The 19,218-nt window shown below is 72.0% G+C and carries 22 protein-coding genes; 15 read left to right on the forward strand and 7 right to left on the reverse strand.

The features are described 5' to 3' along the window. Positions 1-174 precede the first annotated feature (174 nt). Together BLW76_RS33025 and BLW76_RS33030 are read left to right on the forward strand one after the other, a co-directional pair. Positions 175-1,050 carry a helix-turn-helix domain-containing protein gene (locus BLW76_RS33025; RefSeq protein ID WP_091314832.1) on the forward strand — a complete coding sequence of 292 codons (876 nt, stop codon included), beginning with the start codon at positions 175-177 and terminating at the stop codon, positions 1,048-1,050. A 29-nt stretch (positions 1,051-1,079) separates the two neighbouring features. Further along, positions 1,080-1,784, forward strand: coding sequence for a 2OG-Fe dioxygenase family protein (locus tag BLW76_RS33030; RefSeq protein WP_091314834.1), 705 nt, complete (start codon positions 1,080-1,082; stop codon positions 1,782-1,784). A 3-nt stretch (positions 1,785-1,787) separates the two neighbouring features. Here the strand turns inward: BLW76_RS33030 and BLW76_RS33035 are convergent, their stop codons facing one another. Then, positions 1,788-2,237 (reverse strand): nuclear transport factor 2 family protein, encoded by a 450-nt coding sequence (locus BLW76_RS33035; protein WP_091314837.1) that lies wholly within the window; start codon positions 2,235-2,237, stop codon positions 1,788-1,790. A gap of 112 nt (positions 2,238-2,349) precedes the next feature. Between BLW76_RS33035 and BLW76_RS33040 the strand changes: the two genes are divergently transcribed. After that, positions 2,350-3,216: a LysR family transcriptional regulator gene (locus tag BLW76_RS33040; protein WP_091314838.1), complete on the forward strand. Its 867-nt coding sequence runs from the start codon at positions 2,350-2,352 to the stop codon at positions 3,214-3,216. A 3-nt stretch (positions 3,217-3,219) separates the two neighbouring features. Here the strand turns inward: BLW76_RS33040 and BLW76_RS33045 are convergent, their stop codons facing one another. Then, a complete protein-coding gene (locus BLW76_RS33045) occupies positions 3,220-3,597 on the reverse strand; it encodes an STAS domain-containing protein (RefSeq protein WP_091314841.1) in 378 nt (125 codons plus the stop codon). 140 nt (positions 3,598-3,737) lie between these two features. On the opposite strand from BLW76_RS33045, the gene msrA reads away from it, so the two are divergent. From msrA to BLW76_RS33070, 5 genes are all read left to right on the forward strand, one after another. Further along, a complete protein-coding gene (msrA, locus tag BLW76_RS33050) occupies positions 3,738-4,253 on the forward strand; it encodes a peptide-methionine (S)-S-oxide reductase MsrA (RefSeq protein WP_091314843.1) in 516 nt (171 codons plus the stop codon). 322 nt (positions 4,254-4,575) lie between these two features. Then, a complete protein-coding gene (locus BLW76_RS33055; RefSeq protein ID WP_091314845.1) occupies positions 4,576-6,852 on the forward strand; it encodes a M4 family metallopeptidase in 2,277 nt (758 codons plus the stop codon). Between the two features lie 68 nt (positions 6,853-6,920). Beyond that, complete coding sequence (locus tag BLW76_RS33060) at positions 6,921-7,436, forward strand: OsmC family protein (RefSeq protein WP_091314847.1); 516 nt, start codon at positions 6,921-6,923, stop codon at positions 7,434-7,436. Positions 7,437-7,499: 63 nt separating this feature from the next. After that, positions 7,500-8,468 (forward strand): ATP-binding cassette domain-containing protein, encoded by a 969-nt coding sequence (locus BLW76_RS33065; protein ID WP_167384812.1) that lies wholly within the window; start codon positions 7,500-7,502, stop codon positions 8,466-8,468. Continuing rightward, positions 8,465-9,268, forward strand: coding sequence for an ABC transporter permease (locus BLW76_RS33070; protein ID WP_091314849.1), 804 nt, complete (start codon positions 8,465-8,467; stop codon positions 9,266-9,268). Before BLW76_RS33065 ends, BLW76_RS33070 begins: the two co-directional genes overlap by 4 nt. Positions 9,269-9,289: 21 nt before the next feature. On the opposite strand, the gene BLW76_RS33075 is transcribed toward BLW76_RS33070, so the two are convergent. Next, complete coding sequence (locus BLW76_RS33075; RefSeq protein WP_244170435.1) at positions 9,290-9,730, reverse strand: nitroreductase/quinone reductase family protein; 441 nt, start codon at positions 9,728-9,730, stop codon at positions 9,290-9,292. Next, the gene (locus tag BLW76_RS33080; RefSeq protein ID WP_091314851.1) at positions 9,727-10,272 is read right to left on the reverse strand and encodes a DUF6069 family protein; all 546 of its coding nucleotides are present in this window, start codon (positions 10,270-10,272) and stop codon (positions 9,727-9,729) included. Before BLW76_RS33080 ends, BLW76_RS33075 begins: the two co-directional genes overlap by 4 nt. Positions 10,273-10,374: 102 nt before the next feature. Between BLW76_RS33080 and BLW76_RS33085 the strand changes: the two genes are divergently transcribed. The 4 genes from BLW76_RS33085 to BLW76_RS33100 all read left to right on the forward strand — a co-directional run bounded on the left by BLW76_RS33085 (position 10,375) and on the right by BLW76_RS33100 (position 13,937). Continuing rightward, entirely contained in the window at positions 10,375-11,340 is a 966-nt protein-coding gene (locus tag BLW76_RS33085; RefSeq protein ID WP_091314853.1) for an SDR family NAD(P)-dependent oxidoreductase, read from the forward strand. 37 nt (positions 11,341-11,377) lie between these two features. Beyond that, positions 11,378-12,877, forward strand: coding sequence for a serine/threonine-protein kinase (locus BLW76_RS33090; RefSeq protein ID WP_244170436.1), 1,500 nt, complete (start codon positions 11,378-11,380; stop codon positions 12,875-12,877). Positions 12,878-13,089: 212 nt separating this feature from the next. Next, entirely contained in the window at positions 13,090-13,365 is a 276-nt protein-coding gene (locus BLW76_RS33095) for a hypothetical protein (protein WP_091314855.1), read from the forward strand. Between the two features lie 20 nt (positions 13,366-13,385). Next, entirely contained in the window at positions 13,386-13,937 is a 552-nt protein-coding gene (locus tag BLW76_RS33100) for a YciI family protein (RefSeq protein WP_091314857.1), read from the forward strand. On the opposite strand, the gene BLW76_RS33105 is transcribed toward BLW76_RS33100, so the two are convergent. Both BLW76_RS33105 and BLW76_RS33110 read right to left on the reverse strand, forming a co-directional pair. Next, positions 13,915-14,400 (reverse strand): GNAT family N-acetyltransferase, encoded by a 486-nt coding sequence (locus tag BLW76_RS33105; RefSeq protein WP_167384813.1) that lies wholly within the window; start codon positions 14,398-14,400, stop codon positions 13,915-13,917. The genes BLW76_RS33100 and BLW76_RS33105 overlap by 23 nt on opposite strands. Continuing rightward, positions 14,397-15,140, reverse strand: a complete 744-nt coding sequence (locus BLW76_RS33110; protein WP_091314862.1) for an SIR2 family NAD-dependent protein deacylase — start codon at positions 15,138-15,140, stop codon at positions 14,397-14,399. The genes BLW76_RS33105 and BLW76_RS33110 overlap by 4 nt, the downstream gene beginning before the upstream one ends. A gap of 610 nt (positions 15,141-15,750) precedes the next feature. Here BLW76_RS33110 and BLW76_RS33115 point away from each other — a divergent pair. Genes BLW76_RS33115 through BLW76_RS33125 form a run of 3 tightly spaced genes read left to right on the forward strand, consistent with a single transcriptional unit; the run spans position 15,751 to position 18,831 of the window. Then, positions 15,751-16,617 carry an alkaline phosphatase family protein gene (locus BLW76_RS33115; protein ID WP_091314864.1) on the forward strand — a complete coding sequence of 289 codons (867 nt, stop codon included), beginning with the start codon at positions 15,751-15,753 and terminating at the stop codon, positions 16,615-16,617. Positions 16,618-16,621: 4 nt separating this feature from the next. After that, positions 16,622-17,860, forward strand: coding sequence for an MFS transporter (locus tag BLW76_RS33120; RefSeq protein ID WP_167384814.1), 1,239 nt, complete (start codon positions 16,622-16,624; stop codon positions 17,858-17,860). Continuing rightward, positions 17,857-18,831: a TolB-like translocation protein gene (locus tag BLW76_RS33125; protein WP_091314866.1), complete on the forward strand. Its 975-nt coding sequence runs from the start codon at positions 17,857-17,859 to the stop codon at positions 18,829-18,831. Before BLW76_RS33120 ends, BLW76_RS33125 begins: the two co-directional genes overlap by 4 nt. On the opposite strand, the gene BLW76_RS33130 is transcribed toward BLW76_RS33125, so the two are convergent. Beyond that, on the reverse strand, positions 18,832-19,176 hold the full coding sequence (locus tag BLW76_RS33130; RefSeq protein WP_091314868.1) for a MerR family transcriptional regulator: 345 nt from the start codon (positions 19,174-19,176) through the stop codon (positions 18,832-18,834). Positions 19,177-19,218 lie beyond the last annotated feature (42 nt).

Consider the following 19,218-nt stretch of genomic DNA (forward strand, 5'->3'; position numbering starts at 1 on the left):
GAGATCCCAGGATGCTGTACCCGTTCGGCGCAACACGCCGCCGACCAGCGAAAATCAAGACTTGAGGGGTGGCATCACCACGAGCGGAGCCGAAAGGAGTATGGTCGCGGCGCGATGGGAAACCCACGAAACACGTTCCCATCCCCCACGGCCCACCGCCAGAACGAAGGTCCCATGGCCACCACGCAAGGTCCGATCGTGCCGCGCCGGCGGATCGCGGACACGCTCCGGAGCCTGCGTGACGAATCCGGCCGGACTCTCGAAGAGGTCGCCGAAGCGCTGCTGATCTCGACGTCGAAGCTGTCCCGCCTCGAGAACGCCCAGGGCAGCCCGCAGGCCAGGGACGTCCGGGACCTGATCCGCTTCTACGGCATCGAGAACACGCAGCTGGCCGAGCAGCTGATGCGCTGGGTGAAAGCGTCCGGGCGGCAGGGCTGGTGGACCGACTACTCGCAGACCACGGCGACCCCGGGGCTCGACGCCCACCTCGCGTACGAGTCCGAAGCGACCGTGGCCCGGATCTACACGATCCCGCTGCTGCCGGTGCTCCTGCAGACCCCGGACTACGCCCGCGCCCAGTACTCGACGCACGAGCCGTGGTGGTCGGCCGAGGAGGTCGACCGGCTCGTCGACCTGCGCGAGCACCGCAAGCACGTCCTCGCCGAGCGCGAGGACATGGAGCCGCTGCGGCTGGTCGCGGTCACCCACGAGTCCGCGCTGCGGCAGTTCGTCGGCTCGCGCGAGATCATGCACGCCCAGCTCGACCACCTGGTCGAACGCTCCACCGCGCCGAACATCGAGCTGCGCGTCTTCCCGTTCGCCCATCCCCCGCTGTTCTCGATGAGCTGCATGTACGCCTACTTCGAGTTCGAAAACGAGCTCGACCGCGACATCGTCCACATCGAAACCCACGCCGGGTTCCGGCACATCGAGACCGCCAAGACGGTCGAGTACTACCGCGGCTACCACGACGCCCTCGTCGCCGCGTCCCTCGAACCCGACCAGAGCCGTGCCCTGATCCGCGAGATCCAGGCCGCGCAGTTCGGCTGATCCCCTTCCCTCCACGTTGGGACCCACGCATGGCCTTCGATTTTCCCGTTCCCGAAGAACTCCGCCTGCACCGGAAGCGGCTCGACACCGACGGCTACCTCGTGGTGTCCGACGACGAACTGGGCCTGCCCGGCGCGCGCCTGCGCGAGCACCTCCTGCGCACGTACTTCACCCCGCAGGTGCTCCGCTGCTACCCCGGCGACATCCCCGCCGACCGGGAACGGGCCCGGGACGTCGTCGAATACCGGTGGCACGGCGAGGAAGTGGCACTGGCCGAGCACCCCGAGATCGCCATCGAAGACCGCGGTGGCCGCCCCGAGCGCCGCGAGTACGCCCGCACCCCGGTCGCCGGCGACCCGCTGTTCGCGGCCTGGATCCGCGCCGCGCTCGGCCTGCTGCCCGAACACCGCCGCCGGTCGCGGGGCACGTTCGGCGTCAACATCTTCCGCACCTTCACCAACGTCGTGACGCGCCCGCATGCCGACGGCGAGGAATTCGTCTTCGTCTACGTCGTGGACCGCGACGGCACCGGCGCCCAGACGACGCTCTTCCGCCCGGACGCCCCGGACACCGCGGTCCACCGGCAGCGGCTGGAACCGGGGCAGCTCATCGTGTTCGAGGACGCCCGGTTCCTGCACACGGCCAGCCCGCTGATCGCCCCGCCCGGCGGCCGCGCCCGCCGCGACGCGCTCGTGTGCACGGTGGACTACCCGCAGACCTACGGGCTCGGCTGACGCTCACCCGAAGATGGCCACCGGATCGCCGGTGAACCAGGCGTTGTCGATGACGACGCGGCGCATCACCCAGCGGTCGCCGTCGCGGACCAGGTCGACGTCGTAGCGGTTCTTCAGCAGCGCGTGCGTGCGGTGGTGCGGGCTCAGCAGGTGCTGGGCTTCGACCAGCGCCGTCAGGTGGGCCGTGTCGCCGTCGACCGTCACCCGCGGGTTGGTCACCTGGTGGGTGGTGTCGACGCGGCCGGTGAACATCCCCAGGATCGTGTCCACGATGCCGTCGCGCCCGGTCAGCACCGGCGGCGACGCGCCCCACCGCGCGGCCGCGGGCCGGAAGTCCACCTCGGCGTCGGCGGCGAACGACGACGCGAACAGCTCGCGGTCCTTGAGGTCCTGGCCGAGCGCGAAGCGGTACAGCGCGTCGACGATCTCCAGGCGGTCGTGCAGGTCCGGCATCGGGGCTCCCTTTCGAGGTGGCTTGTGCGCTCCAGCCTGCTGAGCCCTGGGAAGCCGATCAACGCGCTTCTGTGCCACGATCGTTAAGCACGAGTTGACGATGGGGGCGGGCATGCCGGACTGGCGGGAGCTCGAAACGTTCCTGACGCTGGCCGAGGAACTGCACTTCGGCCGCACGGCCGAGCGCCTGCACGTCTCCACCGCGCAGGTCAGCCAGACGATCCGCAAGCTCGAACGCCGGATCGGCGTGCCCCTGTTCACCCGGACCAGCCGCCGCGTCGAGCTGACGCCGTCGGGGCGGCGGTTCCGCGCCGACCTGGAGCCGGCCTTCACGGCGGTCGGGGCGGCGGTGGCGAAGGCGGTGGAGGCCGGCCGCGGGGTCACCGGCACGCTGCGCGTGGCGTTCGGCGACGCGGCGGGCGGGCAGCTGCTCGCCGGGGTGGCCGAACGGTTCCGGCGGCGCGACCCCGGCTGCACTGTCGAGTTCCGGGAGGTGCGCCCGGCCGAGGTCCTGCCCTGGCTGCGCGCAGGCGAGGTCGACGTCGTGCTCACCGGGCTCCCGCTGCCCGCCCCGGACCTCGTCGCCGGCCCGGTCCTCGTGCGAGAGCTGCGGTTCCTCGCCGTCGCGCCCACGCACCCGTTCGCCCGCCGGGACGCGGTGCCGGTCGCCGACCTGGCCCGGGTCACCGTGCTGCGCTGCGCGCTGCCGGACCTGTGGCTCGACGAACACGCGCCCGGCGCCGAGCCGCGGCCGCGAGCCGGCCTGCAGGAGCTGCTCACCCTGGCCGGCGCCGGCGAGGGTGTGCTGCCGGTCGGCGCCCACATCCGCCGCTACTACCCGCGGCCCGACGTCGCGTACGTGCCGCTCAGCGGCGCTCCGCTCCTCGAATGGGGGCTCGTGTGGCCGTCCGGAACGGCGTCCGCGCGGGTGCGGGCCTTCGCCGAGGCCGCGGCGGACCTCGTCCGCGAGCCCGCCTGACGCTCAGCACGGCAGCCAGCGCACCTCGAGCGGCTGGTAGGCGACGATCGTCGCCAGGCGGTCCGGGAACACCGGCACGCGGTCGCCGAGCCGGGTGCGGCGGACCACCCGTTCCACGCCGGTGCCGGGCGGGGCGACCAGGCACCCCGGCAGGTCGCGGTCCCGGCAGCGCTCGAGCGCCTCGCACAGGCGGCGGACGCCGTGTTCGGACAGGAAGTCGAGCCGGCCGAGGTCGATCACCAGCAGCCGTGGCCACGGCAGCTCGCACAGGGCTGTCTCGAGGACCGACGCCCAGCGCAGCACCGTCGAGATGCCCGGCTCGCCGAGCATCTCCACGACGAGCACGCCAGGCCGTTCCGAGGCGACGTCGTCGTCGCGCATCGCGCCTCCCGGGAGTCATCCCGTCCCGGGCCTCATCGTCCCACGTCACGTCAGGCTTCCGTAATACCCGCGTGGAATCATCGAGGGGCCGGAGCAGTTGTAACGGGCGGTAGCACCGCACGAGGAGAAGGAGTGACGCCGTGACCACGTCAACCGAAAGGGCCGTCCTGGCCGGCGGCTGCTTCTGGGGCATGCAGGAGCTGTTCCGCCGTCAGCCCGGGGTGATCTCGACCCGGGTCGGTTACAGCGGCGGCGACGTCGCAGGCGCCACCTACCGCAACCACGGCACACACGCCGAGGCGATCGAGGTGATCTACGACCCCGCGCAGACGACGTTCCGCGACCTGCTCGAGTTCTTCTTCCAGGTGCACGACCCGACGACGAAGAACCGCCAGGGCAACGACATCGGCCTGAGCTACCGCTCGGCGATCTTCTTCGAGAACGACGAGCAGAAGCGGGTCGCCGAGGACACGATCGCCGACGTCGACGCGTCGGGGCTGTGGCCGGGCAAGGTCGTCACCGAGGTCGCCCCGGTGGGTGACTTCTGGGAGGCCGAGCCGGAGCACCAGGACTACCTCCAGCGCATCCCGAACGGGTACACGTGCCACTTCGTGCGCCCGGGCTGGAAGCTCCCGAAGCGTGAGAAGACCGCCTGACCGCAGTACCACCGAAGGGCCCCTTCGCCGATCTCCGGCGAAGGGGCCCTTCGTCGTCTCGGACGCACTGAAGATCGACCGAACGGCGGTGACCCCCATCAAGTCCTCAATGGACAGTGCATAATCCGGGTCCCAATAGCGTCGAATGTCCTATTTGGCATGTATTGCGACATGCAGATAAGACCGTACGTTCGTCGCTTGTTCACGAGGCTTCGACCCCGGATCCTGATTTCCGCTAAGCCGCACCATTTTTCCCCGTCGTCCCCGTTCTCGGCCCGGCTCGACCCCGGGCCGGTTCGCCCTGCCCGGAGGAGATCCTTCGATGCACCTGAGACGTCCATTCGTCTTGGCCGCGAGCGGCGCGCTCATCGCCGCGGTGTGCACGACCACCACCGCCCAGGCCCAGCCCACGACCCCGAACGCCGTCCCGGACGCCCAGACCCTGGCCGTGTCGGCGGCGGCCGGGCTCGTGGCGAGCAGGCCCGCCGCGCTGCACGCGAGCGCGGACGACGTTTTCCTGGCCCAGAAGGCGATTTCCGCCACCAACGGCCTGAAGTACATCCCGTACGAGCGCAGCTACAAGGGCCTGGCCGTGGTGGGCGGCGACTTCGTGGTCGCCACCGACTCGACGGGCCAGGTGCTCGGCACCTCCGTCGCGCAGGACCAGACGATCAACCTGGCCACCACCACGGCGAAGGTCTCGAAGGACGCGGCCGAGACGACCGCGCGGCAGCAGCTGTCCGCGGTGGAGAGCATCAGCCCCGCCCAGCAGGTCGTCTACGCGCTCGGCACGCCGACGCTGGCGTGGAAGACCACCGTCGTCGGCCGCGACGCCGAGGGCCCGAGCCGGCTCGACGTCATCGTCGACGCCGCCACCGGCAAGGTGCTCCGCACGCAGGAGCACGTCATGAACGGTGACGGCACCAGCGCGTACAACCGCCCGAACCCGGTGCACCTCGACACGACCGTGTCCGGCAGCACGTACTCGCTGAAGGACCCGAACCTCACCAACGTCTCCTGCCAGGACGCGGCCAACAACACCACGTTCAGCGGCCCGGACGACCTGTGGGGCAACGGCAACGCCACCAGCCGCGAGACCGGCTGCGTCGACGCCCTGTTCGCCGCGCAGACCGAGAAGAAGATGCTCACGCAGTGGCTGGGCCGCAACGGCTTCGACGGCAGCGGCGGCGGCTGGCCGATCCGCGTCGGCCTGAACGACCAGAACGCCTACTACGACGGCAGCCAGGTCCAGATCGGCAAGAACACCGCCGGCCAGTGGATCAGCTCGCTGGACGTCGTCGCGCACGAGCTCGGCCACGGCATCGACGACCACACCCCGGGCGGCATCTCCGGTGCGGGCACGCAGGAGTTCGTCGCGGACGTCTTCGGCGCCTCGACCGAGTGGTTCGCCAACGAGCCTTCGGGCGGCGACGTCCCGGACTTCCTCGTCGGCGAGACGATCAACCTCGTCGGCTCCGGCCCGATCCGCAACATGTACAACCCGTCGGCACTGGGCGACAAGAACTGCTACGACAGCAGCGTTCCCAACGGTGAGGTGCACGCGGCCGCCGGCCCCGGCAACCACTGGTTCTACCTGCTGGCCGAAGGCACCAACCCGACCAACGGGCAGCCCACCAGCACCACGTGCAACAGCTCCACCATCACAGGCCTCGGCGTGCAGAGCGCGCTGAAGATCTTCTACAACGCGATGCTGCTCAAGACCTCCAGCAGCTCGTACCTGAAGTACCGCACCTGGACGCTGACCGCGGCGAAGAACCTGTTCCCGGGCAGCTGCACCGAGTTCAACACCGTCAAGGCGGCGTGGGACGCGATCAGCGTGCCGGCCCAGTCGGCCGACCCGACCTGCTCGGCGACCGGCACGGTCACCGTTTCGAACCCGGGCAACCAGTCGACGGTCACGGGCGCTTCGGTGAACCTGCCGCTGTCGGCTTCCGGCGGCACCGCGCCCTACACGTGGTCGGCCACCGGGCTGCCGGCCGGCCTGTCGATCAGCTCGTCCACCGGCACGATCTCGGGCACCGCGACCACCGCGGGCACCTCGAACGTCACCGTGACGGCGACCGACAGCGCGGGCAAGCCGGGCACGGCGTCGTTCTCCTGGACGGTCGGCACGACCGGCGGCTGCTCCGGCCAGAAGATCGCCAACGGCGGCTTCGAATCGGGCGCGACGAGCTGGACCGGCACCACCGGCTCGATCGGCCAGTGGGGCTCGCAGGGCCAGGCCGCGCACGGCGGCACGTACTCGTCCTGGCTGGACGGCTACGGCACCACGCACACCGAGTCGATCGCGCAGTCGGTGAGCATCCCGGCGGGCTGCCACGCCAGCCTGACGTTCTACCTGCACATCGACACCGCGGAGACGACCACCTCCACCGCCTACGACAAGCTGACCGTGACCAACGGCAGCGCGACGCTGGGCAGCTACTCCAACCTGAACAAGGCATCGGGTTACGTGCTCAAGACGATCGACGTCTCGTCGGCCGCCGGCGGCACCCTCGCGCTGAAGTTCACCGGCACCGAGGACAGCTCCCTGCAGACCTCGTTCGTCATCGACGACGTGGCTGTCACCCTGAGCTGAACGTGAATCACTGAAGCGGGGAGGCCACGGTCTCCCCGCTTCGGTGTTTTCCGGAGCAGAATCAGCGGATGGACACCGAAGAACTGCGGGCGACCCAGGCGCCCCTGAAGGAGAAGTACCGGGAGCAGCCGGAAAGCGCGCTCGTCACGCTGCACGCCGACGCCGAGCTGGACGGCCTCGGCATCTCCTGCAAGGTCGAGACCGGCCGCGCGATCGTCGAAGCGGGCCTGCACCCGGCCACCGGCGGCGACGGCACCCTCGCCTGTTCGGGGGACATGCTGCTCGAAGCGCTCGTCGCGTGCGCGGGCGTGACGCTGCGGGCCGTGGCGACGTCGCTCGGGCTGACCGTCCGCGGCGGACGCGTCCGGGCCGAGGGCGACCTCGACTTCCGCGGCACGCTCGCCGTCGCGAAGGACGCGCCGGTGGGCTTCCGCGCCATCCGGCTGTCGTTCGCCCTCGACACCGATGCTTCGGAGGAGCAGCTCGCCACGCTGAAGAAGCTGACCGAGCGCTACTGCGTCGTGTTCCAGTCGCTGCGCACGCCGCCGGAGTTCGGCGTCACGCTTTCGGCGAACCAGGGTTAAACCCGGAGGACAAATCGAGCCGCTTGGCCTAGCTTGTCGGGGTCACCTGAAGGGGGAGCCGACATGCCACAGCCGGAGCCGGACACCGCCGTCCGGGTACGCGGGCTCGTGAAGACCTATGGTTCGACGCGCGCGCTCGACGGCGTCGACCTCGACATCCCGGCCGGGCAGGTGCTCGGCCTGCTCGGCCCGAACGGCGCCGGGAAGACCACCACCGTGCGCATCCTGACCACGCTGCTGCGCCCGGACTCGGGGTCGGCGCACGTGGCAGGCTACGACGTGCTCGCCGAGCCGGACGAGGTGCGGCGGCGGATCGGGCTGTCCGGCCAGTACGCGGCCGTCGACGAGAACCTGACCGGGTTCGAGAACCTCTACATGGTCGGGCGGCTCTACGGCCGGAAGAAGGCCGCGGCCCGCTCGCGGGCCCGGGAGCTGCTCACGCGGTTCCGGCTCGAAGAGGCCGCCGACCGGCCGGCGAAGGGCTACTCCGGGGGCATGCGCCGCCGGCTCGACCTCGCGGGCGCGCTGGTCGCCGAGCCGACCGTCGTCGTGCTGGACGAGCCCACCACCGGCCTCGACCCGGGCGGGCGGCTCGACACCTGGGAGGTCATCAAGGAGCTGGTGGCCGACGGCACCACCGTGCTGCTGACCACCCAGTACCTCGAAGAGGCCGACCAGCTCGCCGACTCGATCGTGGTGATCGACCACGGCCGGGTGATCGCCCGCGGCACGGCGGACGAGCTGAAGGCGCAGACCGGTGGCGAGCGCCTCGAGCTCGTCGTCGCCTCGGCCGCGGACCTGCCGGCCACTTTGGACGTGCTGCGCGCGGTCGGCACCGGCGAGCCGTCCGGCGACGACCACACGCGGCGCGCCGAGATCCTCGTCGACACCGGGCCGAAGGCCCTGATCGAGGCGCTGCGGCGGCTCGACTCCCAAGGCATCACGGTCCAGGACGTCGGCCTGCACCGGCCGACCCTCGACGACGTCTTCCTGTCCCTGACCGGCCACGGCGCTTCGGAGGCTGCCCAGTGAACGCGCTCGCGAAGGGCATTTCCGACGGCGGCATCGTCACGTGGCGCAACCTGATGAACGTCCGCCGCAACCCCGACTGGCTGATGGCGGCCACCCTGCAGCCGATCATGTTCGTGTTGTTGTTCGCGTACGTCTTCGGCAACGCGATCGGCGGCGAAGCGGGCGGCGCGGCGTACCGCGAGTTCCTCATCGCCGGGATCTTCGCCCAGACGGTGGCGTTCAACTCGGCGTTCACGGTCATCGGCTTCGCCAACGACCTGCAGAAGGGCATCATCGACCGGTTCCGCTCGCTGCCGATGTCCCGGATCGCGGTGGTCCTCGGCCGCACGACGTCGGACCTGGTGGTCAGCGTGGTGGCGCTGGTCGTGATGTCGGCGTGCGGGCTGCTGGTGGGCTGGCGCATCCGCGGCAGTTTCTGGGACGCGCTGCTCGGCTACCTGGTGATGCTGATGTTCGCGTGGGCCCTGTCGTGGGTGGGCGCGCTCATCGGCCTGGCGGCGCGCAGCGTGGAGGTCGCGCAGAGCGCGGGGCTGATCTGGATGTTCCCGCTGAGCTTCATCTCCTCGGCGTTCGTCCCGACGGACACGCTCCCGGCGTTCCTGAAGGCGATCGCGGACTGGAACCCGTTCACGGCGGTGATCAACGCGACGCGGGACCTGTTCGGCAACCGGTTCGGCGCCCCGCCGACGGGCTGGCCGGCGGAGAACGCGGCGCTGTACGCGATCCTGTGCTGCATCGCGATCATCGCGGTCTTCGCACCGCTGGCGACGGCGCGGTACCGCCGGGTGGCGAGCAAGTAGGACAGTCCGAAGAGGACTGGTTCAGTCCTCTTCGGACAGCTCCACGACCGGGATCACCCGTTTCGCCTGCCGGGCCTTCGCCTGGTGGTCCGCCAGGAACGGGTACTCCCGCTCCAGCACCGTCCAGGTCCGCACGTAGTCCGCGCCGAGCAGCGGCAGCGCCTCCGCGTCGAAGGCACGCCCGTCCACCTCGACGTGCACCCGCGCGTCGGCTTCCAGGTTCAGGTACCAGTCCGGGTGCCGGGGCGCGCCCACGTTCGACGCCACCACCAGCCACCGGTCCCCGTCGCGGTGGACCATCATCGGGGTCGTGTGGGCCTCGCCCGAAACCCGGCCCGTCGTCGTCAGCAGGGCCAGGCGCTCGCGGTGCATGCCGTCGACCTCGCCGCCCGCGCGGAACTGCTCGATCACCCGGCGGTTGGTCTCCCGGATGTCCCCCTCCCGGGCGTTCACCGCGGTCACCGGTCGTAGTACCGGGTCGGCGGATCCTGCTGGGTCCACTGCTGCCGGGTCGGCGGCGGCGGTGCCGCGCTCTGCTGGCTGCGGCGCCGGTGCAGGGTGCGGGCGCTGGCCGCCATGCTGTTGACCACCGCGGCGATGACGAGCCCGATGACGAGGTTGATGACGGCCGTGGCGATCTTCGCGCTCGGCGCGACCGTCAGGGTCAGCGGCAGCACCACCGCGATCAGCGTAACCAGCACCATGATCCAGCCGAAGAACTGGGACGGCGCCGGCGTCGCCACGCTCAGCAGGTGCATCAGCCCGGTGGCGAGCAGGGCCACCGCGGCGGCGACCAGCGCGTACGTCGTGGTGCTCGCGTTGCCCCAGACGCCCTCGCCTTTTGGGGCCAGCACTTCGACCTCGAAGATCCCGCGGGCGATCAGCAGCCCGACGACCGCGAGCAGGGCCGCGACCACCGCCGTGGCCACGCCGCCCGCCCACAGGCGGCGCGCGTCGATCCCCGGGCGGACGTCCTGGGGCTGGTTCCCGTAGTAGTCGGACATCAGAGCCTTCCTGGGTCGGCTGCCTCTCCCCCCGATTGTCCCCCGTTTCGGCCCCGGCCGCGATTTGCGCTGGAGCGCACTCCAGCTCGTAGCGTCGGGGACATGACCACCGCACAGCACAAGATCGGATCGGGCTTCGGCGCCACCACCACCGCCGCCGAGGCCGTCGCAGGCGTCGACCTCACCGGGAAGCTCGCCGTCGTCACCGGCGGGTACTCCGGGATCGGCCTCGAAACCACCCGCGCGCTGACCGGCGCCGGCGCCCACGTCGTCGTCCCGGCCCGCCGCCGCGAGACCGCCCAGGAAGCGCTCGCCGGCATCGACGACGTCGAGGTCGGCGAGCTGGACCTGGGCGACCTCGAGAGCGTCCGCGCGTTCGCCGAACGCTTCCTCGCCACCGGACGGCGGATCGACCTCCTCATCGCCAACGCCGGCATCATGGCCTGCCCGGAGACCCGCGTCGGGCCGGGCTGGGAGGCCCAGTTCGCCACCAACCACCTCGGCCACTTCGCGCTGGTCAACCGGCTGTGGCCGGCGGTCACCGAGGGTGCCCGCGTGGTTTCGCTGTCCTCGCGCGGCCACCACTACTCGCCGATCCGCTGGGACGACGTCCACTTCGAGCGCGGCTACGAGAAGTGGCAGGCCTACGGCCAGGCGAAGACGGCGAACGTGCTCTTCGCGGTCCGGCTCGACGAGCTGGGCGCCGAGAAGGACGTCCACGCGTTCGCGCTGCACCCCGGCGGCATCATGACGCCGCTGCAGCGGCACCTGCCGCGGGAAGAAATGATCGAACGCGGCTGGATCGACGAGGCCGGCAACTACCTGATGGAGTTCAAGACGCCCGAGCAGGGCGCGGCGACCACCGTGTGGGCCGCCACCTCGCCCCAGCTGGCCGGGCTCGGCGGGCTGTACCTGGAGGACTGCGACGTCGCCGAGCTCGCGCCGGAGGACGCCGAGGGCCTGGCCGACTCCGGGGTCCGCCGGTACGCCGTCGACCGCGCGCAGGCCGAGCGCCTCTGGACGCTGTCGGCGCAGCTCACCGGCGTGGACGCCTTCGCGCGGCCCTGACTGTCACACCGGCGGGCGCCCGGACGATACTTTCTTCGTGATCTTCCGACGTTTGCCGGGCGCGGGGCCGGGGTACCTGGCGCCCGTGGCCGACGAAGCCGGGAGAACGGGGCGCCCGCCGACGGACGACGGGGCGGGGGTCACGTGCGGCCGTTACGCACTCGGCGAATTCGCCATCACCCCGCGCCGGGCCCTCGACGACGAGCGCCCGCCGGGTCTGCTGGGCGGCCGCTACGAGGTCGGCAGGCTGATCGGCAGCGGCGGCACGGCCCGCGTCTACCGGGCCTACGACACCCGGCTGAACCGCGAGGTCGCCGTCAAGATCTACGACCGTGACGCGGTCGCCGTGGACCAGCGGCGCCGGCTGCGCGAGATGACGATCCAGGGCAGCATCAGCCATCCCGGCGTGGTGGCGCTGCTCGACAGCGGCACCGAGCACGGCCGCACGTACCTGGTGATGCAGCTCGTCGAGGGCGAGAACCTCGCGGAGCGGCTGCTGGGCGGCCCGCTGCCGGTGGCGGAGGTGCTGGCGCTGGCCGACGGCCTCGCCGAGGCGCTCGCCCACGTCCACGCGCGGCGCATAGTGCACCGCGACCTGAAGCCGGCCAACGTGTTCCTGTCCGTGAACGGCCCGCTGATCGGCGACTTCGGCATCGCCCACGCCCTCGACGCCACCCACATCACGGGCACCGGCCTGATCCCGGGCACGGCGGCGTACCTGGCGCCCGAGCAGGTGTCCGGCGAGCCCGCCGGGCCCCCGGCGGACGTGTACGCGCTGGGCCTGATCCTGCTGGAGTGCCTGACGGGCGAACGGGAGTACCCGGGCACGATGGTCGAGGCGGCGATGGCCCGGCTGACCCGGCCGCCCCGCGTCCCGGAGGACCTGCCCGCCGCCTTGGCGTACACGCTGCGCCGGATGACGCAGCGCGAACCGGCCGACCGGCCCGCGGCCGCGAAGGTGCCGGACATGCTGCACGCCCCGCCGCCGACGCTGCCGTGGAGCAGGCCGGGCCGCAGCCCGCGGTGGCGTCGCCGTCCGGTCTCCGGCCTGCCGGCGGCCGCCGGTCCGGCCCGTCCGCCGGTCGAGGGCGCGGCGCGCCACGACTCGACCCCGGTCCCTGTCGCGGGCTCCCACGACGTCGCCGCCGCGGCGCCCGTTGACAGCCGGAAGCGCCGCCGGCTGGCCGCCGCGGCCGGGCTGACCGCCGCCGCGGTGGCCGCCGCGGCCGCCGTCCTGCTGGTCGAGCAGGAGACGAGCTCCAGCACACCGGCGCAGCCGCCGGCCGCCGACTCGTCGGTCGCCCCGGCCACGACGTCGTCGTCGACCCCGCCCACCGCCACCGGCACCCTCCTGCCGCGCTCCGGCTCCGGCGGCTCGGATCCGCAGCCGACGACCAGCGGGCCGGCGTCGCTCGAACCCGCCGCCGTCACCGACGAGACCTCGGTCCCGCCGAGCGAGCAGTCGAAGCCGGGGAAGCCGGAAAAGACCGAAAACCCGGGCAAGGGCAAAGGCAAGGGCCCCGGTCACGACTCCTGAGCGGGACCTCCGGCGCGCGGATCCGGGTCCAATGGCCCTGGTGCGGAAAAGCCGTCGGAATGGCGCCCGGCGCATTTCCGGAAATCGGGACTCGAACCCATAACGACGAGTAACCGCAGCAAGATCCGGGCCGACACATCCCACGTGCCGCGGATCGGCACCGCGGCCGGAAATCGGTACCGGCCGGTTCGGCGACATTTTCGGAGGTCTGGATGAGTGTCCACGCTGCCCTCGCGCGGCCGGTTTTCCCCACCCCGCGCGGCCGGCACGCCAAGCCCCGTCCCGCGTGGCCGCGGGTCGCCGGCCGGGCAGTCGTCCTGATCACGGCGCCGGCCTGCGGGCTCGCCATCGGCGGCTTCGGGTGGCTGCCGCTGCTGCTCGTGGTGCTCGTCGCGGGCATCGCGGTCGTCGCGAATGTGCGGACCGCGAGCCGGAAGATCGACGCGATCTTCGCCGAAGAACTGCCGGACCCGCCGAAAACGCCCTGACTTCCGGAATACTCGGGCGCATGGAGTTCTTCTGCTACCACCGCGACCGCCCCGGTTCGGCGGCGTTGCGGCAGGAAACGCTCGAAGCGCACTGGTCCTATATGGACCGGTACGCGGCCCGGATGATCGCCCGCGGCCCGACCCTGGCCGCCGACGGCACCCCGACCGGCAGCGTGCACGTCCTCGACCTGCCGGACCCGGCCGCGGCCCGGGCGTTCGCCTTCGACGAGCCCACCTACCAGGCCGGCGGGTACCGGGACGTCCTGCTGCGCCGGTGGCGGAACGTCCTCGGGACGACCATGGGGGACTCCCCCGGCGAGCCGGCCGGCTACCTGGTCCTCGGCCTCGGCGAAGGTGCGCCCGCCGACGTCGACCGCCCGGACGGCCATGACCTCGTCGCGTACGGGCCGCTCCTGTCCGACGACGGCGCCACCTGGCTCGGCACGGCCGCGCTGGTCCGGGCGGCCACCCCGGCCGCGGCCCGCGCGCTCCTCACCGAGGACCGCTACGCCGCCGTCGAAGTGCACACCTGGCGGTTCGGCGGGCGGGTCACCGCAGGTCCAGCCACATGATCCGCAGCCCGACATCCCCGGCGTCCGGGTGGCGGAAGGCGCCGGGCGCCGTTCCGAGCGTCACGAACCCCAGGCTCTCGTACAACCGGACCGCCGCCACGTTCACGTCGACGACCGCGTTGAACTGGATCGCCGCGAAGCCGCTTCGCCGGGCCCAGTCGATCATGTCCGTCGTGAGCGCCCGGCCCACTCCGGTGCCGCGCGCCTCCTTCGCCACCATCAAGCTGCCGGACGCGACATGGCTGCCGGGCCCCGGCCGGTTGGCGTACATGTTCGCCGTCCCCGTGACCCGGTCGCCGTCGAGGGCGACGACCACCCGGGCGGGCGGGGCGAGCAGCCACATCCGCCGCGCGGCGTCCTCGGTCATCGCCGGGTCGTAGGCGAACGTCCGCTGCTCGGTGACGACGTCGTGGATGATCGGCCAGAGCGCGGGCCAGTCGCCGGCGCGGGCTTCGCGGATCACCGCGTCACCGCCGCGCAGAGTTCCGGCACGACGGCCTCGATGTCTTCCCGCAGCACGAAGGCGGCGTCGTCGTCATAAGGCGTCGGGTCGCGGTTGACGACGACCAGCGTCGCCCCGGCCCGCACGGCGACCGTGCACAGCGACGCCGCCGGCTCCACCTGCAGCGAACTGCCGATCGCCAGGAAGAGCCCGCTGGCCGCCGCGATGGTCCGGGCCTGACCGAGGACATCGCCGTCGAGCAACTGTCCGAAGAGGACAACGTCGAGCTTGAGAATCCCGCCACATCGCGGGCACGCCGGGTCTTCGTCGTCCGCCGCGAGGATCTCCGTGGTCGGGAACCCGGCCGCGCACCCGGTGCACCGCGTGGTGTGCATGCTGCCGTGCAGTTCGAGGACCTTGCGCGCGGCGAGCCCGGCCCGCTGGTGCAGGCCGTCGACGTTCTGGGTGAGCACGCGGACGGCGACGCCCGCGGTGTCCAGCTCCGCCAGCGCGCGGTGGGCCGCGTTCGGTTCGGCCCGCCAGGCGGCATGGTCGGCGTACGCGCGCCAGAATTCGCGGCGCACCGCGGAGCCGGCCATGAAGTTCTCGAGCGTGAAGGCGTTGACGGCGCTCGGCGTGCGCGTCCAGACGCCTTCGGGACCGCGGTAGTCGGGAATCCCGGACGCGGTGGAGATGCCCGCCCCGGTCAGCGCGGCGATCCGCCGGGCGCCGCGGATCCGGTCGATGAGTTTGCCGTCCATGGGCCGGACAGTAACGGCTTCGCCGTGGGGAAACGACCGGATTACCCGCCGCTCGGTCCGACCGCAGCCGCAGCAGTGGGTGGTGCGGCCCCATCGGCACCACCGCGGCCGGCTGCGCCAGCGTGTCCACATCGGACACCAGGGCCGGCCGCGCGTCACCCGGCGTCAGGGAGCGGACGAGCGCCGGGCTGCCCGCGTGCACGCACAGGACCGGTGAGCAGCGCCAGGTTCGTGCGGCGTTCCGGTCACCGGCAACCTCGACCCGGTCACCGGCAACGAAAGCGAGATCACACTCGCACCTCAGTGCCGTCAGCCGGGCCGCCGGGTGCGGCCGCGAAATCTCCGGGTCCGGCCGCACGCCACGTCGAGCGTCGCCGGCTCCTCGCATAGCTCCATGGCACCCGAGTGTCGGCGCCGTTCCTTCGAACGAGCTGGGAACCGCCCGGATCTCCCCCACCAAAGGAGGTTGACACCGGAAAGTCATTCACCCACTCTTTCCGTTGTCCGCCGGAGGTTTCCTGGAGTTCACGAACCGGACCACAGCAGCTCACGAACCGGCCCCCTGCCGTGGGCACCATGAGGCGCCCACCCCCTCAGTGCTGGAGGACCCATGATCCGCAAGCGGATCTTCGCCGCGGCCACGCTGGCCGCCGCCGTCACCGTCACCGCGGCCGTCCTCTCCGGGACGGACGAGCCCGCCGCCGTGCGGCCGGCCGCGGCCGCCGTGCCGGCGTTCGACCACGTCGTCCTGGTCATGTTCGAGAACAAGAAGTACTCCTCGATCAACGGCAGTTCCAGCGCGCCCTACTTCAACACCCTCGCCGCGCAGAGCGCGAAGTTCACGAGCTCCTTCGCGATCACCCACCCCAGCCAGCCCAACTACGTCGCCCTCTTCTCCGGCGCGACGCAGGGCGTCACCGACGACAGCTGCCCCGCCAACCTCGGCGCGAAGCCCAACCTCGGCCGCCAGCTGATCGACGCCGGCAAGACGTTCAAGGGCTACTCCGAAGCCATGCCCTCGGACGGCTACACCGGCTGCTCCAGCGGCACCTACCGGCGCAAGCACAACAGCTGGGTCGACTTCTCGAACGTCCCCGCCGCGAGCAACGTCCGGTTCTCCGGCTTCCCCTCGGACTTCACCCAGCTGCCGACCGTCGCCTTCGTGACTCCTGACATGTGCTCTGACATGCACGACTGCAGCATCGGCACCGGCGACACCTGGCTGAAGAAGAACCTCGACGCCTACGCCCAGTGGGCCAAGACGCACAACAGCCTGCTGATCACGACGTTCGACGAGGACAGCAACACCTCGGTCAACCAGATCTTCACGACCTTCACCGGCGCGCACGTCAAGGTCGGCAGCTACAGCGAAACGATCAACCACTACACCGTGCTGCGCACCATCGAGGCGGCCTACGGCCTGCCCGGCATCGGCAACGCCGCGAGCAAGTCGCCGATCCTCGACGTCTGGCAGTAACCGCGTGTACCTCGCCACCATCGGCCGCCGAGAGCACGCCGCGAAGGGCAGGCTCTCGGCGGTCGGCGCGAACGTCTTCGCGCTCGGTGCCGTCAGCCTGGTCACCGACGTCTCGTCGGAGATGGTCACCGCGGTCCTGCCCGTGTACCTGGTCCTCGGGCTGCACCTCGGCCCCGCCGCATACGGGCTCGTCGACGGCCTCTACACCGGCGCGACGGCGCTGCTGCGGGTCGTCGGCGGGTACGTCGCCGACCGCGTCCGGCGGCGCAAGACCGTGGCCGGTGCCGGCTACGCGCTGTCCGCGGTGGCGAAGCTCGGCCTGCTCGCGGCCGGGGCGTCGGCGGCCGCGATCGGCGCGGTGATCACGCTCGACCGCACCGGCAAGGGCCTGCGCACGGCGCCGCGGGACGCGCTGATCACGCTGTCGGCCCCCGAACCGCTGCTCGGCCGGGCGTTCGGCGTGCACCGGGCGATGGACAGCGTGGGCGCGTTCGCCGGGCCGCTGGTCGCGCTCGCCGTGCTGGCCGCGGTCGGCGCGGCCGACCCCGAGGCGTTCGACGCCGTGTTCGTCGTCAGCTTCTGCATCGCCGCGATCGGCGTGCTGCTGCTGGTGCTGTTCGTCCGCGACCGCCGGACGCCGAAACCGGCCGCGAACCCGGTTTCGCCCCGGGCGGCGGCCGCGTTGCTGCGCGGCGCCGGCGTGCGACGGCTGCTGGTGGCCGCCTGCGTGCTCGGGCTGGCCACGGTCGGCGACGGGTTCGTCTACCTGCTGCTGCAGCACAAGGAGGACATTGCCACCGGCTGGTTCCCGCTGCTCGCCGTCGGCACGAACCTCGGCTACCTGCTGCTCGCCGCCCCGCTGGGCGTGCTCGCCGACCGGATCGGCAGGCTGCCGGTGGTGCTCGGCGGCTACGGCGCGCTGGCGCTGGTCTACCTGCTGCTGGCCGGGCCGGTGTCCGGGTGGCCGCTGATCGTCCTGTCGCTCGCGCTGTACGGCGCGTTCTACGCGGCGACCGACGGCGTCCTCATGGCGCTGGCCGGCCCGCTGCTGCCGGAGTCGTTGCGCACCACGGGGATCTCCCTGGTCCAGACCGCGCAGGCGCTGGCGTACTTCGCCTCGTCCGTCCTGTTCGGACTCGCCTGGCAGCTCTGGGGCGCCGACCTCGCCATCGCCGTCGCCGCGGGCGGGGCCGTGGTCGCGATCGCCGCGACTTTCGCGGTGCTGCGAAAGGCGACGGCGTGAAGACCCGGATCCTGATCGCCGTCGTCGGCGTGCTCGTGCTGGCCGGGGCCGCGGTCGCGTACGTCGGCTTCGCGAGCGCCCGTAATCACGGTGTCACCGCGACCGGCGCGGTCAGCCTCGCGCCCGGTCCGCGGCTGCTGTTCCGCAGCACCGCCGACGCCGACCGCGGGCACGTCGCCACGGTGTCCGCCGGCGACCCCGGTGGCCCGCGCACGGTGTCGCCGCTGTCGTGCGCGCGGGTGTACGCCGCCGGTGGCACCGGGCTGTGCCTGCGCCAGGACGGCGACCTGACCACCTACCAGCTGGCGGTGCTCGACCGGACCCTGGCGGTGCAGCGGGAGCTCCCGCTGGTCGGGCTGCCGAACCGGGCGCGGGTGTCGGCGAGCGGCCGGATGCTCGCGTGGACGGTGTTCGTCACCGGCGACTCCTACAACGGCGGCCTGTTCTCCACCCGCGCCGGCATCCTCGACACGGCGACCGGCGACCTCGCGGGCACCCTGGAGGACTACGCGGTGACCCGCGACGGCAGGCCCTACCAGGCGGCCGACGCCAACTTCTGGGGCGTGACGTTCACCCGCGACGACCGCCACTTCTACGCGACCATGTCGACGGCGGGCCACCGCTACCTGGTCGCGGGCGACTTCGCCGCGCACACGATCCGCACGCTGCGCGAGAACGTCGAATGCCCGTCGCTGTCCCCGGACGGGACGCGGGTGGCCTTCAAGTCCGCTGTGGACGGTGACCCCGCGAAGGGCTGGCGGCTGTCGGTGCTGGACCTCGCGGCCGCGAAGGTGACACCGCTGGCGGAGACCCGCAGCGTCGACGACCAGCCCGCCTGGCTCGACGACCACACGATCGGCTACGGCCTGCCCCGCGGCCCCGGCCACGCGGACGTCTGGTCGGTCCCGGCCGACGGCTCGGGCGCGCCGCGGCTGCTGATCCCGGACGCCGAGTCCCCGGCGGCCCTGTGATCAGCGTTCGGTGGCCGAAAGCAGTCCGGCGAGGGCGGTCCGCGCGCTCTGGAGCGTCGCGATCCTGCGGTCGATGCCGCGCAGCTGCTCCCGGAGCACCGGCGCCGCGCAGTGCTCCAGCTCGAGGCCCGGCCCCTCGACGCAGGGCAGGACCTCGCGGATGACGGCGGTGGGCAGGCCGGCGGCGAGCAGGGCCCGGATGTCCCCGACGATCGCCGGAGCGTCCTCGGCGTACCGGCGATGGCCCCGCCCGGCCCGCTGCGACATGAGCAGCCCCTGCTCCTCGTAGTAGCGCAGCAGCCGCGGGCTGACGCCGGTCAGGCGCGCCAGCTCCCCGATCTTCATGTGATCTCCCCCATCCGCGGTTGAACCTCACACCGGTGTCAG

Source organism: Amycolatopsis tolypomycina (genome assembly GCF_900105945.1).
Classification (GTDB): domain Bacteria; phylum Actinomycetota; class Actinomycetes; order Mycobacteriales; family Pseudonocardiaceae; genus Amycolatopsis; species Amycolatopsis tolypomycina.

Excerpts from the sequence above, each read along its gene's own strand:
- BLW76_RS33130 (WP_091314868.1), bottom strand. The coding sequence starts at position 19,176 with ATGAAGATCGGGGAGCTGGCGCGCCTGACCGGCGTCAGCCCGCGGCTG.
- BLW76_RS33055 (WP_091314845.1), top strand. The coding sequence starts at position 4,576 with ATGCACCTGAGACGTCCATTCGTCTTGGCCGCGAGCGGCGCGCTCATC.
- BLW76_RS33115 (WP_091314864.1), top strand. The coding sequence starts at position 15,751 with ATGATCCGCAAGCGGATCTTCGCCGCGGCCACGCTGGCCGCCGCCGTC.
- BLW76_RS33110 (WP_091314862.1), bottom strand. The coding sequence starts at position 15,140 with ATGGACGGCAAACTCATCGACCGGATCCGCGGCGCCCGGCGGATCGCC.
- BLW76_RS33095 (WP_091314855.1), top strand. The coding sequence starts at position 13,090 with ATGAGTGTCCACGCTGCCCTCGCGCGGCCGGTTTTCCCCACCCCGCGC.
- BLW76_RS33040 (WP_091314838.1), top strand. The coding sequence starts at position 2,350 with ATGCCGGACTGGCGGGAGCTCGAAACGTTCCTGACGCTGGCCGAGGAA.
- BLW76_RS33035 (WP_091314837.1), bottom strand. The coding sequence starts at position 2,237 with ATGCCGGACCTGCACGACCGCCTGGAGATCGTCGACGCGCTGTACCGC.
- BLW76_RS33030 (WP_091314834.1), top strand. The coding sequence starts at position 1,080 with ATGGCCTTCGATTTTCCCGTTCCCGAAGAACTCCGCCTGCACCGGAAG.
- BLW76_RS33045 (WP_091314841.1), bottom strand. The coding sequence starts at position 3,597 with ATGCGCGACGACGACGTCGCCTCGGAACGGCCTGGCGTGCTCGTCGTG.
- BLW76_RS33065 (WP_167384812.1), top strand. The coding sequence starts at position 7,500 with ATGCCACAGCCGGAGCCGGACACCGCCGTCCGGGTACGCGGGCTCGTG.
- BLW76_RS33100 (WP_091314857.1), top strand. The coding sequence starts at position 13,386 with ATGGAGTTCTTCTGCTACCACCGCGACCGCCCCGGTTCGGCGGCGTTG.
- BLW76_RS33060 (WP_091314847.1), top strand. The coding sequence starts at position 6,921 with ATGGACACCGAAGAACTGCGGGCGACCCAGGCGCCCCTGAAGGAGAAG.
- BLW76_RS33080 (WP_091314851.1), bottom strand. The coding sequence starts at position 10,272 with ATGTCCGACTACTACGGGAACCAGCCCCAGGACGTCCGCCCGGGGATC.
- BLW76_RS33025 (WP_091314832.1), top strand. The coding sequence starts at position 175 with ATGGCCACCACGCAAGGTCCGATCGTGCCGCGCCGGCGGATCGCGGAC.
- BLW76_RS33085 (WP_091314853.1), top strand. The coding sequence starts at position 10,375 with ATGACCACCGCACAGCACAAGATCGGATCGGGCTTCGGCGCCACCACC.